The 13,857-nt window shown below is 64.7% G+C and carries 16 protein-coding genes; 7 read left to right on the top strand and 9 right to left on the bottom strand.

What is annotated here, in order from left to right; genetic code table 11:
* Positions 1–33 precede the first annotated feature (33 nt).
* Complete coding sequence (can, locus tag KH389_RS03770; protein WP_043859818.1) at positions 34–672, bottom strand: carbonate dehydratase; 639 nt, start codon at positions 670–672, stop codon at positions 34–36.
* 118 nt (positions 673–790) lie between these two features.
* On the opposite strand from can, the gene KH389_RS03765 reads away from it, so the two are divergent.
* Positions 791–1,114 carry a serine kinase/phosphatase gene (locus tag KH389_RS03765; RefSeq protein ID WP_123752262.1) on the top strand — a complete coding sequence of 108 codons (324 nt, stop codon included), beginning with the start codon at positions 791–793 and terminating at the stop codon, positions 1,112–1,114.
* A 4-nt stretch (positions 1,115–1,118) separates the two neighbouring features.
* On the opposite strand, the gene rimI is transcribed toward KH389_RS03765, so the two are convergent.
* Positions 1,119–1,574 (bottom strand): ribosomal protein S18-alanine N-acetyltransferase, encoded by a 456-nt coding sequence (gene rimI / locus KH389_RS03760; protein WP_043859816.1) that lies wholly within the window; start codon positions 1,572–1,574, stop codon positions 1,119–1,121.
* A complete protein-coding gene (locus KH389_RS03755; RefSeq protein ID WP_043859815.1) occupies positions 1,567–2,349 on the bottom strand; it encodes a hypothetical protein in 783 nt (260 codons plus the stop codon). The genes rimI and KH389_RS03755 overlap by 8 nt, the downstream gene beginning before the upstream one ends.
* Positions 2,350–2,515: 166 nt before the next feature.
* Here KH389_RS03755 and mksB point away from each other — a divergent pair, with 166 nt between their 5' ends.
* Genes mksB through mksF form a run of 3 tightly spaced genes read left to right on the top strand, consistent with a single transcriptional unit; the run spans position 2,516 to position 7,315 of the window.
* The gene (gene mksB / locus KH389_RS03750) at positions 2,516–3,793 is read left to right on the top strand and encodes an Mks condensin complex protein MksB (RefSeq protein WP_043859814.1); all 1,278 of its coding nucleotides are present in this window, start codon (positions 2,516–2,518) and stop codon (positions 3,791–3,793) included.
* Positions 3,783–4,484, top strand: a complete 702-nt coding sequence (gene mksE / locus KH389_RS03745; protein ID WP_043859813.1) for an Mks condensin complex protein MksE — start codon at positions 3,783–3,785, stop codon at positions 4,482–4,484. The genes mksB and mksE overlap by 11 nt, the downstream gene beginning before the upstream one ends.
* Complete coding sequence (gene mksF, locus KH389_RS03740) at positions 4,481–7,315, top strand: Mks condensin complex protein MksF (RefSeq protein ID WP_054916262.1); 2,835 nt, start codon at positions 4,481–4,483, stop codon at positions 7,313–7,315. Before mksE ends, mksF begins: the two co-directional genes overlap by 4 nt.
* 107 nt (positions 7,316–7,422) lie before the next feature.
* Here mksF and KH389_RS03735 read toward each other — a convergent pair whose 3' ends face one another.
* From KH389_RS03735 to rplU, 5 genes are all read right to left on the bottom strand, one after another.
* Positions 7,423–7,884: a CreA family protein gene (locus tag KH389_RS03735; RefSeq protein WP_043860223.1), complete on the bottom strand. Its 462-nt coding sequence runs from the start codon at positions 7,882–7,884 to the stop codon at positions 7,423–7,425.
* A gap of 4 nt (positions 7,885–7,888) precedes the next feature.
* On the bottom strand, positions 7,889–9,007 hold the full coding sequence (proB, locus tag KH389_RS03730) for a glutamate 5-kinase (RefSeq protein WP_043860222.1): 1,119 nt from the start codon (positions 9,005–9,007) through the stop codon (positions 7,889–7,891).
* 75 nt (positions 9,008–9,082) lie between these two features.
* Complete coding sequence (gene cgtA, locus KH389_RS03725; protein WP_043860221.1) at positions 9,083–10,306, bottom strand: Obg family GTPase CgtA; 1,224 nt, start codon at positions 10,304–10,306, stop codon at positions 9,083–9,085.
* 191 nt (positions 10,307–10,497) lie between these two features.
* Entirely contained in the window at positions 10,498–10,755 is a 258-nt protein-coding gene (rpmA, locus tag KH389_RS03720) for a 50S ribosomal protein L27 (RefSeq protein WP_010225698.1), read from the bottom strand.
* A gap of 33 nt (positions 10,756–10,788) precedes the next feature.
* Complete coding sequence (rplU, locus tag KH389_RS03715; RefSeq protein WP_038614793.1) at positions 10,789–11,100, bottom strand: 50S ribosomal protein L21; 312 nt, start codon at positions 11,098–11,100, stop codon at positions 10,789–10,791.
* Between the two features lie 253 nt (positions 11,101–11,353).
* Between rplU and KH389_RS03710 the strand changes: the two genes are divergently transcribed.
* From KH389_RS03710 to KH389_RS03700, 3 genes are all read left to right on the top strand, one after another.
* Complete coding sequence (locus tag KH389_RS03710) at positions 11,354–12,322, top strand: polyprenyl synthetase family protein (protein WP_054916263.1); 969 nt, start codon at positions 11,354–11,356, stop codon at positions 12,320–12,322.
* Positions 12,323–12,420: 98 nt separating this feature from the next.
* The gene (locus KH389_RS03705; RefSeq protein ID WP_043860219.1) at positions 12,421–12,762 is read left to right on the top strand and encodes a zinc ribbon domain-containing protein YjdM; all 342 of its coding nucleotides are present in this window, start codon (positions 12,421–12,423) and stop codon (positions 12,760–12,762) included.
* A 133-nt stretch (positions 12,763–12,895) separates the two neighbouring features.
* Positions 12,896–13,144 (top strand): PA4570 family protein, encoded by a 249-nt coding sequence (locus KH389_RS03700; protein WP_043860218.1) that lies wholly within the window; start codon positions 12,896–12,898, stop codon positions 13,142–13,144.
* 79 nt (positions 13,145–13,223) lie between these two features.
* Here the strand turns inward: KH389_RS03700 and KH389_RS03695 are convergent, their stop codons facing one another.
* Positions 13,224–13,841 (bottom strand): BamJ family beta-barrel-assembly machinery protein, encoded by a 618-nt coding sequence (locus tag KH389_RS03695; RefSeq protein WP_043860217.1) that lies wholly within the window; start codon positions 13,839–13,841, stop codon positions 13,224–13,226.
* Positions 13,842–13,857 lie beyond the last annotated feature (16 nt).

The raw sequence follows: 13,857 nt of genomic DNA, 5'->3' as shown, positions 1-13,857 counted from the left end.
GCCAGGCTGGCTCCTGCAACAGCCAATGGGCGGTCAGTCCTGCGGACGCAACCGGTACTGCGGCGGCAGCTGCTCGAACCCGCTGATGGTGGTGTTCAGGCTTTTCCACAGGCCGTCCTTGATCCCGTAGATGCACCCATGGATCGACAGGCTCTGCCCGCGATGCCAGGCGTTCTGCACGATGCTGGTGTGCCCCACGTTCGCCACCTGCTGGATCACGTTCAGCTCGCACAGGCGGTCGACCTGCTCTTCCTCGGTCGCCAGCTTGGACAACTCCACACGATGCTCGTAGTACACGTCGCGAATCGCCCGAAGCCAGCCGTCGATCAGGCCCAGCTGACGGTCCTGCATCGAGGCCCGCACGCCGCCGCAACCGTAGTGCCCGGTCACCAGGATGTGCTTGACCTTGAGTACGTCCACCGCGTACTGGATCACCGACAGGCAGTTGAGGTCGGTGTGCAGCACCACGTTCGCCACGTTGCGGTGCACGAACAGGTCGCCCGGCAGCATGCCGACGATCTCGTTGGCCGGCACCCGCGCATCCGAACAGCCGATCCAGAGGAATTCCGGAGTCTGCTGACGCGCCAGCTTGGCGAAGAAGTCCGGATCTTCCTGCTTGATCGCATCGGCCCAGCGCGCGTTGTTATCAATCAGTTCTTGTAGATCGTGCATGGTCAAGCCTCATGGGAATGCGCATGTGTGACTGGCGCCACCCCGTTCGGGTCACGCCTTTGAATCTTCCCGCCAGTGGCCGGTCCACCCCTTACAGGCCACCCGCAGGAGAATAGACATGACCGAATCACATCGCCCGCCGCATGCCCCGGAACCCGTACCGATCGATACCATCGAGGACCAGATGGGCTCGGTGCAGCCGCTGGACTTCGATCAAGACCCACCGGTGACCGACACGCACTACGACCCCAGCGACGATGACCTGACGCCCGAAACCCTGATCCCCGAAGACGGCGCCCGCTCAGCCGATGAAGTCGGCGGCGACCACCCGGCCGACTGGGACCTGAGCGTAGTCGACGAAGATGACATTGGCGGCGGCAACGGCCTGGACGAGGCCGAACTGGCGCGTCGCGACCCGCTGGACGGCAAGCGCGAGCGCTGAAGGGTTATTCTTCGAACAGCGTGCAGGCCATCACCAGCGCGTCTTCGCGCCCACCCGCCACCGGGTAGTAGTCGCGTCGCCGGCCGATCTCGTTGAAGCCGAAGCGCTCGTACAGGCGATACGCCGACTGGTTGCTGGCGCGCACTTCGAGGAAGCACTCGCGGCCGTTGCTGGCGTAGGCGCGCTTCATCAGCTCTTCGAGCAGGCGCAGGCCCAGGCCACGGCCCTGGCTTTCGGGCTTGACGGTGATGTTGAGCAGGTGCGCCTCGTCGATGATCACGTTGATCACGCCGTGGCCCACCTGCTGCTGGCCTTCGAACATCAGCCAGATTTCGTAGTTCTTCAGCCCGTCGAGAAAGATCCCCCGGGTCCACGGGTGGCTGAAGGCGGCGTATTCGATCTTCAGCACGGCATCCAGATCCGCCTCGGTCATGCGGCGAAAACTGATGTTGTCACTCATTGCGTGGTTTCCAGCGCGCCATCAGCCGGCGCATGGCTTGCCAGACGTGCGCCTTGCGGGCGGGCTCGTCCATCAACAGTTCAAGGCCAGGCAAGGCCCAGCAGTTGCCCAGGCCCTCCACCGGCAATTCGCGGTAGTACGCCTGCTCGTCGGCTTCACCGGCAAAGCGCACCGCCGGCAGGCCGACCAGCCACAGACAGCTGCAGGGCGCCTCTTCAAGGCGGGCCTGGATGAAACCCTGGACAAAATCACGCGCCGCCAGCGGGCCCTGGTCGAGAGTGCCGCGCACCAGCAACGGCCAGCGTACCGGCTCGCCGATGATCTGCGGGCTGTCGGGCAGGCCGGCGGCGCGCAGCATGTCCTTGAGCAGCAGGTAGGACGGGTCGCGGCTCTGGAATGGCTGACCGGTGACCAGCTCCACCAGCACCAGGCAATCGCCGGCACGCAGCAACTGCAAGGCAAAGCGGGGCGGCGGTACCAGCGCTGGCTTGACCACGGCGGCGGTTTCTTCGGCATCGAGCACCGGCTTGCTGGCCGGCTTGGCGCTGACCGTCGGTCGCGGAATCTCGATTTTTGGCCGCTCGGCCGGCTTGGCAGCCGGTGCAGACGCCTTGGCCACCACTGCCGGCAGCACCACAGGCGCCTCGACCAGCGGTTCGGGTACCCGCAGCAGCTCGGGGCGCGATGGCGCGGCGAACGGCAGTTCGGCACGCGGCAGCCAGTGCACCACTTGCATGGCGTTCAGGTAGGCGCGGCGGCGGGACTCGGTAAGCAAAGGGCGGCCATCTGTGGATAAGTCGGGGCGAGCATTCTACCGCCGTTACGCCGCCGTTGCAGGTACAAAACCGCCCGACAACACCGGCAAACGATCAGGGGGTGAATCGATCCCCCCCTGATGCAGTACAATCGGCGCTTTTACTTGGCAGCGAGTCGACCCGCCAATGATCGAACCCAAGCGCGTCCTGCGCGCCCTAGCCGAACACTGGGCCCTGCTCGAGCCGTTGTGCGAGCGCTTCGACGGGGGCACCCTGAGCCTGGCCGAGCTGCGCGGGCAACTGGCAGCACAACAGCTCGACAGTACGCCCCAGGACATCACCAACCTGCTGGACGTGTGGATTCGCCTGGACATCCTGGTCCCGGTGGCCAAGAGCCCGAACCGCTTCGAGCTCAACGCCCAGATCCACGACTTCCTGGCCTACCTGCGGCGCGAGCACCGCCTGGGCCTGTGCCTGGAGATCGAAGCCTACCTGCGCCACCTCGAACGACTGGCCGGGCATATCCAGGACGCCTTCGACATCCGCGACGGCAACGACCTGGCGCGCCAGCTGCGTCTGCTCGACATGCGCGTGCGTGACGTGCTGAAAAAACTCGACAACGACGAGCAGGCGCTGGTGGCGGTGGCCGAGCGGGCCAAGACCAGCGACCGGCAGATCCCGCTGCGCCAGCGCTACGCCGAAGTGCTGGCCACCTGGGACGAATACGTCGAGCCGATGATCCAGCTGGTGAACGCCGACGGCGCCTTCGAACAGGGCGTGCGCAAGGTCGAGACCGTGCTGCTGCGCCTGCTGGGCGAGCAGGCGCGACTGGGCCACCTGGTCGATGACGACATGCTGCTGCGCACCCACGCGCGCATCCTCGAGATGCAGACCAGCGCCCAGCTGACCCTGCGCCACGCCCGCGAGCTGCTGCTGCCGCTGCGTGAAGAGGCACGCCGGCACAACGCCGTGACCCGTGGCGCCGCACTGGCGCTGTCGGTGATCCGGCGCAAGGGCATCGACGCCGTGCCGCAGGCGGCCATGCCGCTGTTCACCCGCCCGCAGAGCACCTTCCTCGGCAGCGCCAGCCAGGTCGAGGCCTACGTGTATGCCCTGGCCCGCTTCGAAGCCAAGCCGGCGCAGTTCCCCAAGGCGCACAAGAGCCACAAGGGCGCCGCGCCGCGTGCACCGCGCACGGTCAAGGAAATGCTCGAACGCTGCGAAGACGCCCTGCCGCTGCCCGACCTGATGGTGTGGCTGCTGGAGCAGGAGCCCGAAGGCGCCACCGACGAACTGCTGTACTGGTTCTCGCGCCTGTCGCGGGAAAAACGCTTTACCCGCGCGCGCCTGGAGCGCCGCGAGTACACCACTCAGGAACACCTGGTCAGCCTGCGCTCGTTCGCCCTGACTTCAAGCCGCGAACCGTCGCCCGAGCCTACTGCGAGCCCTACCCATGCATCTTGATCTTTCCGAACTGTCCCAGCTCGCACCGATCTTCCGCGAGCTGTTCAAGGGCTTCCACATCAGCCGGCGCGACCCGGAGCTGTACGCCCAGCTGTCGAACTTCCAGGACCAGTACCGCGGCCTGTTCAAGGCCCTGGGCTTCGAACTGGTGTGCGACACCCGTGGCTTCTACTACTTCGTGCCGGAACTGGCTGCTGCCCAGGTCAACAAGACCGCCCAGCGCCTGTCGCTGTTCACCTTCATCCTGGTGGAGCACCTGGCCGACCAGGGCCGCGACCCGATGTCGGTGCTCGACGGCGGCAGCCTGGGGCGCGACGAGCTGCCCTCGCTGCTGGAAAAGTACCGCGACCTGTTCCTGCAGGCCGAGGTGCAGACCCCCGACGAGCTGGAAGAGAAGATCATGCGCCGCATGACCCAGCTCGGCTTTGCCAGCGAAGACAACGGCATCTACCGCTTCCTGCCGCCGATGCACCGCTTCCTCGACGTGTGCCTGTCGGTGCAGCAGGACCGCGACCTGGCCGCCAGCCTGCACAGTGCCCTGCCGCTGCCGACCCCGGTGCTGGTGGTGGAAGAAACCCCTGAAGAGCTGAACAGGACCGACGACCCGCTCGACCTGAGCCCGTTCGAGGAAAGCGAAGAAGACGCCTTGGCCCGTGCCATTGCCCAAGAGCAACAGGAGATTGACGCATGAGCCAGGACCGCTACGGCATTCGCCGCTTTGCATTGCTCAACACCGCCGGCTACAGCCTGGGCCTGTTCCCGCTGGAGCACCCGCTGTCGGTGTACGGCGCCAACAACCTGGGCAAGAGTGCGTCGATCAACGCCCTGCAGTTCCCGATCCTGGCGCGCATGTCGGACATGAGCTTCGGCAAGTACAGCCTGGAGCAGTCACGCCGCTTCTACTTCGCCAGCGACACCAGCTACATCCTCTGCGAGGTCAACCTGCCCCACGGCCCGCACGTGATCGGCGTGGTCGGGCGCGGCCCTGGCGGCGGCTTCGGCCACCAGTTCTTCGCCTATGCCGGCGAGCTGGACCTGGGCCACTACCAGAAGAACGACACCTGCCTGCGCCAGAAGGAGCTGTTCACCAACCTGGAGCGCAACGGCCTGAAAGCCTACGAGCTCAAGCCCGACGAACTGCGCCGGCTGCTGGTGGGCGGGCACACCTCGGTGCCGCTGGACCTGACCCTGATTCCGCTGCGCTCCACCAGCGAGCAGAGCCTGAAGACCTTCCGCGCCCTGTTCATCAACCTGCTGCACATGCGCGAGATTACCGCGGCCAAGCTCAAGCAGCTGTTCCTCGATGCGTTCGAGCACAGCCTGCGCTCGGGCAGCGTCGACTACATCGCTGCCTGCGAAGAAGCCTTCCGCGACGTGCGGCGCATGGAACAGGACTACAACTCGCTGGTAGCCGCCGGCCCGCTGGTCGAGGCCCTGGCCAATGGCGTGGCCCAGCGCGACATCCTGCGCGGCAAGCTGCACCGCCTGTCACCGCTGCTCGACCAGTTGCTCGGCACCTGGCAGGACTACGCCGGCGCACGCAAGGAAGAACTGGTGCTGCAGGCCGAGCACTACAGCCACGAGCAGGACGCGCTGCAGAACAACCAGCGCGGCGGCACCCAGGAGCTGATGCGCCTGGAACGCGAAATGACCGGTATCCAGCGCTGGCTGGGCGAACTGTCGGTGCTCAAGCACCGCTTCGCGCTGGTGGATGACGTCAAGGTGCTGGAGCAGCAGCTGCTGGCCGCCAAGGACGCCCACGACGAACTGGCCGGTGCCCTGGCGCAGTCGCGCCAGTTCAGCGCCGAGGACCTGGAAGAGCGCCTGCGCGACCTGGAGAAACGCCTGAAGTCGGTCAAGCAGCAGCTCGACCATGCCGACAACAACAGTTATGCACGCCTGCGCGAAGAGTTCTCGCAGCAGGACGTCGAGCGCCTGATGCGCCTGTTCAACGGTGCGCTGTTCAGCCTGCCGCTGGGCGAGCGCGGCATTGAGCTGGATGACAGCGACGTGTGGGTCAAGTCTCTGGAAGCGGTACTCGACGGCTTCAAGGGCGAGCGCTTCGAGGCGCCGGGGCTGTCCATCGACCTCAGCCATATCGAGCCGCCGGCCTTGCAGGCTCTGGCCGACCGCGCCGCGCTGCGCGACCAGAAGGAGCGCCTGGAAAAAGAGCTCAAGCAGCTCAAGACCCAGCAGGCCGTGGCCGCCGACCGCGCCGCGAGCAAGACCCAGACCGAAGCGCTGTACCAGCAGGTGCTGGATGCGCAAAAGGCCCTGGAAGACTACCGCCGTACCCAGACCCTGTCGGCCGAGGAAGGCGACAAGCTGGAACAGCTGGCGCAGATGGAGGCGGCCCAGGACGAGCTCAAGCGCTCCAGCGACGCGTTCACCGAGCGCGTGCAGCAACTGTCGGCCAAGCTGCAACTGGTCGGTCGCCAAATCGCCGACATGGAGGCCAAGCAGCGTACCCTCGACGACGCCCTGCGCCGTCGCCAGCTGCTGCCGGCCGACCTGCCGTTCGGCACGCCGTTCATGGACCCGGTCGACGACTCCATGGACAACCTGCTGCCGCTGCTCAACGACTACCAGGACAGCTGGCAGGGCCTGCTGCGAGTGGATGGCCAGATCGAGGCGCTGTACGCCCAGGTACGCCTCAAGGGCGTGGCCAAGTTCGACAGCGAAGACGACATGGAGCGCCGCCTGCAGCTGCTGATCAACGCCTATGCGCACCGTACCGACGAAGCCCTGACCCTGGGCAAGGCGCGGCGCGCGGCGGTGACCGACATCGCGCGTACCCTGCGCAACATCCGCAGCGACTACGACAGCCTCGAGCACCAGCTGGCACTGTTCAACCGCGAGATCAACAAGCGCCAGGTATCCAACCTGCAGAGCTTTCGCATCGTGCTGGCGCCGAACAAGGAAGCGCTCAAGCACATCGACCAGATCATCCACAGTGCCGGCCAGTACGAGGAAGGAGAGACCCTGTCGGTGTTCGACCTGAGCCAGAGCGCCGAGCAGGACAACAAGAACGAAGAGGCCAAGGAGTACCTGGCGCGGCTGGTGGCAGCCAACCACAACCAGCTGGGCCTGAAGGACCTGTTCGAGCTGGCGTTCGAGATCACCAAGGTAGGCGGCCAGCCGATCATCCATACCGACATCGATGGCGCGGCCTCCAACGGCACCACCATGACCATCAAGGCGCTGACCAACATGTACCTGTTGCTGCACCTGATGGACCGCGACCAGGCCGGGCGCGTGCGCCTGCCGTACTACCTGGACGAGGCGGCCGACATCGACGAACGCAACCAGGCGGCATTGCTGGAGACCAGCCTGCAGTTGGGCTTCGTGCCGATTCTGGCGAGCGTGAAGCCGCAGGTATCGGCGCACGTGGCGATCGACCTGGAGGGCGGTAGCGGGCCGAACGGGATCTACATCGACGAGGCGGACTGGAAGTACATCAGCCGTCGCGATCAGGTGAAGGTCGAGGTGCGGGAAGTGGAGGTTGAGCCGGCGTCGATCTGACGGCCTTGGGGGCCCTTCGGGCCCCATCGCGGGTCGAGCCCGCTCCCACAGAGGACATCATTGAACCTGTGGGAGCGGGCTTGACCCGCGATGGATTCAACGCGGTCTTATTCTGCCCAAGGCAGAATCGGAATCGCCGTCACCGCGTTCTGCGGGCTGCCTTCGATCAGGCGGTCGCTGTACACCAGGTACACCAGCGTGTTGCGCTTCTTGTCCAGAAAGCGCACCACCTGCATGGTCTTGAACACCAGCGAGGTGCGCTCCTTGAACACTTCATCGCCATCCTTGAGCTCGCCCTTGAAGCGGATCGGCCCCACCTGACGGCAGGCGATCGACGCCTCGGCACGGTCTTCGGCCAACCCCAGCCCACCCTTCACGCCGCCGGTCTTGGCGCGCGACAGGTAGCAGGTCACGCCCTCCACCTTGGGGTCGTCGAACGCCTCGACCACGATGCGGTCGTTGGGCCCGACGAACTTGAACACCGTCGACACCTGGCCGATTTCCTCGGCACCGGCCAGCATCGGCAAGGCCAGCAAGGCGGCTGCAAAAATCCCTTTGATCACGCTCATTTCCTCATACCAGAATCAGGTTGTCGCGGTGCACCAGTTCCGGCTCGGCGCTGTAGCCCAGCACGGCCTCGATGGCCTCGGATGACTGGCCGATGATCTTCTGCGCTTCCAGCGCGCTGTAGTTGGCCAGGCCGCGGGCCACTTCAAGGCCGTCCGGCCCTACGCACACGACCATCTCGCCACGCCGGAAACTGCCCTGCACGGTCTTGACGCCCACCGGCAGCAGGCTCTTGTTGGCCTGGCGCAAGGCCTGCACCGCACCGGCGTCCAGCACCAGGGTGCCGCGGGTCTGCAGGTGCCCGGCCAGCCATTGCTTGCGTGCCGCGAGCATGCCGCGCTCGGGCGAGAGCAAGGTGCCCAGGCGCTCGCCGGCCTTGAGGCGGTCGAGCACGCGCTCGATGCGACCGCCGACGATGATGGTGTGCGCCCCCGACCGCGCGGCCAGGCGCGCCGCACGCAGCTTGGTCTGCATGCCGCCACGCCCCAGTGCGCCACCGGTGCCGCCGGCCACGGCGTCCAGCGCCGGGTCATCGGCGCGCGCCTCGTAGATCAGCTGGGCTTCGGGGTTGTTGCGCGGGTCGGCATCGAACATACCGTCGCGGTCGGTGAGGATCACCAGCAGGTCGGCTTCCACCAGATTGGCCACCAGTGCGGCCAGGGTGTCGTTGTCGCCGAAGCGGATCTCGTCGGTGACCACGGTGTCGTTCTCGTTGATCACCGGTACCACGCCCAGCTCCACCAGGGTACGCAGGGTGCTGCGGGCGTTGAGGTAACGCTTGCGGTCGGAGAGGTCGTCGTGGGTCAGCAGGATCTGCGCGGTGTGCCGGCCATGCTCGGCAAAGCTCGACTCCCAGGCCTGCACCAGGCCCATCTGGCCGATGGAGGCGGCAGCCTGCAGCTCGTTCATCGCACTCGGTCGCTTGCTCCAGCCCAGGCGGCTCATGCCGGCAGCCACGGCCCCCGAAGAGACCAGCACCAACTCGACCCCTGCCTCATGCAGGGCCACCATCTGCTCGACCCACACGCCCATCGCCGCGCGGTCCAGGCCCTTGCCATCCGCCGTCAGCAACGCGCTGCCGATTTTCACGACCCAGCGCTGCGCACCCGTCACCTTGCTCCGCATCTTCTTCCAACCTATAGAGATCTTTAGATACCAAAACGCCGCTTGAAAAAGCGGCGTTTAGTGTACTGCAACGAATCAGTCGCGCACGTAAATGATTTCCGGGCCGTCTTCGTCGTCTTCCCAGTCGTCATCGTCATCATCGTCGCCGATGTCGTGCACGCTCTTGACGCCGGTACGGCGCAGGGCGCGCGCGTCGTCCAGGGCCTGCAGCTGGGCACGGGCCTCGTCTTCGATGCGCTGGTCGAGGTCGGCCAGCTCGTCGCGGTAGGCCGGGTCGGCCGCCAGGCGGTCGGCACGGTCTTCGAGGTAGCGCATGATGTCGCGGCTGAGCTGCTCGGTGCCCTGCTTGGAGATCGCCGAGATGACGTACACCGGGCCTTCCCACTGCAGGCGCTCGACCACTTCCTTGACGCGCTCGTCGCGCTCGTCGTCCATCAGCATGTCGGTCTTGTTCAGCACCAGCCAGCGGTCACGCTCGGCCAGCGACGGGCTGAAGCGGGTCAGCTCGTTGACGATGACTTCGGCGGCGTCGGCGCTGCTGCTTTCATCCAGCGGGGCCAGGTCGACGAGGTGCAGCAGCAGGCGGGTACGCGCCAGGTGCTTGAGGAAGCGGATACCCAGGCCGGCGCCTTCCGAAGCGCCTTCGATCAGGCCGGGGATGTCGGCGATGACGAAGCTCTTCCAGCGGTCGACGCTGACCACGCCCAGGTTCGGCACCAGGGTGGTGAACGGGTAGTCGGCGACTTTCGGCTTGGCGGCCGACACCGAACGGATGAAGGTGGATTTGCCGGCATTGGGCAAGCCCAGCAGGCCGACGTCGGCCAGCACTTTCATTTCCAGTTTCAGGTCACGCTGTTCGCCGGGCTTGCCCGGGGTGGTCTGGCGTGGTGCACGGTTGGTGCTGGACTTGAAACGGGTGTTGCCCAGGCCGTGCCAGCCGCCCTGCACCACCATCAGTTTCTGACCGGCCTTGACCAGGTCGCCGATCACTTCCTGGGTGCCCGCGTCGATCACGGTGGTGCCGACCGGCACGCGCAGGATCAGGTCGTCGCCCTTCTTGCCGGTGCAGTCGGTGCTGCCGCCATTGGAGCCGCGCTGGGCCTCGAAGTGACGGGTGTAGCGGTAGTCGACCAGGGTGTTGAGGTTTTCGTCGGCAACCATGTACACCGAGCCGCCATCGCCACCATCGCCACCGTTGGGGCCACCGTTCTCGATGAACTTCTCGCGGCGGAAGCTCATGCAACCGTTACCGCCGTCACCGGCCTTGACCTTGATCGATACTTCGTCAACAAACTTCATAAAAACCGCCTCTCGTCAGTTGGACGAGCTGAGTGACACAAAGACATAAGGCTCTTGCAAAAGTGAGCGCGGCGGCCCCGATACGGCCAGAACACCAGCGCCGGCAGCCCATACAAACAGCTTTGCAAGAGACTCACCCCACAAACGAAAAAGCCCCGTCGCGAGACAGGGCTTTTCCAGCGATCGCGCGATTACTCGGCAACGACGCTCACGTAACGACGACCGAAGGCGCCTTTTACTTCGAACTTGATCTTACCCGCGATCTTGGCGAACAGGGTGTGATCCTTGCCCATGCCAACGCCGTAGCCAGCGTGGAATTGGGTGCCGCGCTGACGCACGATGATGTTGCCCGGGATGATAGCCTGGCCGCCATACATCTTCACGCCAAGGCGTTTGGCTTCTGAGTCGCGACCGTTACGGGTACTACCACCAGCTTTTTTGTGTGCCATGGTTCAATTCTCCAGAAATGGGGATTTGGGCGATTAAGCCGAAATACCGGTGATCTTGATTTCGGTGAACCACTGGCGGTGGCCCATACGCTTCATGTGGTGCTTACGGCGGCGGAACTTGATGATGCGCACTTTGTCGTGACGACCTTGCGAGATCACTTCAGCAACAACCTTGGCACCAGCAACGACTGGAGCGCCGATGTTCACGTCGTCGCCATTGGCAACCAACAGAACGCGGTCGAAAGTCACGGATTCGCCAGTGGCGACTTCCAGTTTTTCGATTTTCAGGTATTCACCTTCGGCGACTTTGTACTGCTTGCCACCGGTAACAATTACTGCGTACATGGGTATTTCTCCGATAATCCTGCTCACCCAGCTCTTTATAGGAAGAGTATTGGCTGGCATGGCTGCATAGGGCTGGAACGGCCCAGTGCAATTGCGTAAGGCAGGTGCTGCCCAGGAAGTTCAGGGTGCGCGATTGTACGCAAGCCAGCTTTGCCTTGCAAGTGTGGCCATTGACCCCACGGGCAGTGCGCCTTGACACGCCGGGACCCGCAACCTAGCATGCCGCGCAACCCTTATGGAGCACCTGTGGCCGATGCAACCCCAAGCTTTCTACCGTGCGGTAGCGGACGACTTCAGCGCCGTTGACGAGATCATCAAGAAGCAGCTGACTTCGCGTGTGCCGCTGGTATCGAAAATCGGCGACTATATTACCTCGGCCGGGGGCAAGCGTCTGCGCCCGCTGCTGGTGTTGCTGTGCGGCAAGGCACTGGGCCGCGAAGGCGACGACCTGCGCCTGCTGGCAGCCACCATCGAGTTCCTGCACACCGCCACCCTGCTGCATGACGACGTGGTCGACATGTCGGGCATGCGCCGTGGCCGCTCCACCGCCAATGCCCTGTGGGGCAACGCGCCAAGCGTGCTGGTGGGCGACTTCCTGTACTCGCGCTCGTTCGAGATGATGGTCGAGCTGGGCTCGATGCCGGTCATGCAGATCCTCTCCAAGGCCACCCGCGTGATTGCCGAGGGTGAAGTGCTGCAGCTGTCGCGCATTCGCGACGCCAGCACCACCGAGGAAGTCTACATGGACGTCATCCGCGGCAAGACCGCCATGCTGTTCGAAGCCTCCACCCACAGCGCCGCCGCACTGGCCGGCGCCAGCGATGAACAGCGCGAAGCCCTGCGTACCTTCGGCGACCACCTGGGCGTGGCCTTCCAGCTGGTCGACGACCTGCTCGACTACAAGGGCGACGCCGAGACCCTGGGCAAGAACGTCGGTGACGACCTGGCCGAAGGCAAGCCGACCCTGCCGCTGATCTACACCATGCGCGAAGGCACCCCCGAGCAGGCGGCGCTGGTGCGCCAGGCCATCCAGAAAGGTGGCCTTGAAGACCTGGAGAGCATCCGCAACGCAGTGGAGGCCGCTGGCGCGCTGGAGTACACCGCACAGATGGCGCGTGACTACGTGGCCCGTGCCATCGCCTGCCTGGACGTGCTGCCGGCCAGCGAATACCGCGATGCGCTGGTCGAACTCAGCGAGTTCGCCGTCGCCCGCACGCACTGATCCCCTGCCCGGCCCATCGCTCGATGGGCCTGCTTTTCCTCTGGCCGGCAAAACCCTATACAATGTGGGTTTTCTGCACGTAGTCCTGAGGAACCGTAGTGAGCACTTTGCCACCCTGCCCCAAATGCAACTCCGAATACACCTACGAAGACGCCAGCCAGCTGATCTGCCCCGAGTGCGCCCACGAGTGGTCGGCCAGCGGTGAAGCCGAAGCGGCCAGCGACGAAGCGGTGAAGAAGGATTCGGTGGGCAACGTCCTGCAGGACGGCGACACCATCACCGTGATCAAGGACCTCAAGGTCAAGGGCACCTCGCTGGTGGTCAAGGTTGGCACCAAGGTCAAGAACATCCGCCTGTGCGACGGCGACCACGACATCGACTGCAAGATCGACGGCATCGGCCCGATGAAGCTGAAATCGGAATTCGTGCGCAAGGTCTGACCCCTGCCTGCCCGGGGCTGCACTCGCAGCCTCGACCCTACCGCCCGGCGGTAATCGCAAGAAAAATCCAATAGTCACTTGCTATTTTGATAATAAGAATTATTCTCATTGAACGCTTTCAAGGAGAATAGCCATGACTTATCTGATAGACGCCTGGCTTGACCGCCCCCATCCGTACCTGCGCATCCTGCACCGCGAAACCGGCGAGGTATGCGCCGTGCTCGAAGAAGACGCGCTGGGCGAACTGCGCGACCAGGGCGACCTGGATCTTCACGGGTTGAATTCGAGCGAGCCTGTGGTGCTCAAGGAGCTGGTGAGGAATCTGTTCCTGTTCTGCTATGCCCGGGCGTTGCGCCCTGGGGGTGGCGCGCAGTGGAACTGAAAACGCTTCGCCGGCAAGGCCGGCTCCTACACGGGTACGCGCTGACCCTGTAGGAGCCGGCCTTGCCGGCGAAGAGGTATTACAGTACGTCCAGCAGCTCGACGTCGAACACCAGCACGCTGTGCGGCGGGATGCTGCCAACGCCCTGGGCGCCGTAAGCCAGCTCGCTCGGTACGTACAGGCGCCATTTGCTGCCCGCGTTCATCAGTTGCAGGGCCTCGGTCCAGCCAGCGATCACGCCGCCGACCGGGAATTCTGCCGGCTGGCCACGCTCGTAGGAGCTGTCGAACACGGTGCCGTCGATCAGGGTGCCGTGGTAGTGGGTGCGCACGCTGTCTTCACGGCTTGGCTTGGCGCCTTCACCGGCAGTCAGTACTTCGAACTGCAGGCCCGAGGCCAGGGTGGTGATGCCGTCACGCTTGGCGTTCTCGGCCAGGAAGGCCTTGCCTTCGCCAGCGGCCGCTTCGGCCTTGGCAGCCGCTTCGGCCTGCATGATTTCACGGATGACCTTGAAGCTGGCCGACAGGTCTTCTTCGCTGACGCGGCTGGCCTGGCCATTGAAGGCGTCGGTCAGACCGGCCAGTATCGCGTCCAGGTTGACGCCCGGTGGCGGGTTGTCACGCAGCTGGCCACCCAGCTGACGGCCAATGCCGTAGCTGACGCGGGTTTCGTCGGTGGACAGGTTGAGTTCGGACATGTTTCTGCTCCGCTAC

Source organism: Pseudomonas qingdaonensis (assembly GCF_018398475.1).
Taxonomy (GTDB): domain Bacteria; phylum Pseudomonadota; class Gammaproteobacteria; order Pseudomonadales; family Pseudomonadaceae; genus Aquipseudomonas; species Aquipseudomonas palmensis.
This window is presented reverse-complemented; position numbering and strand designations above follow the sequence as displayed.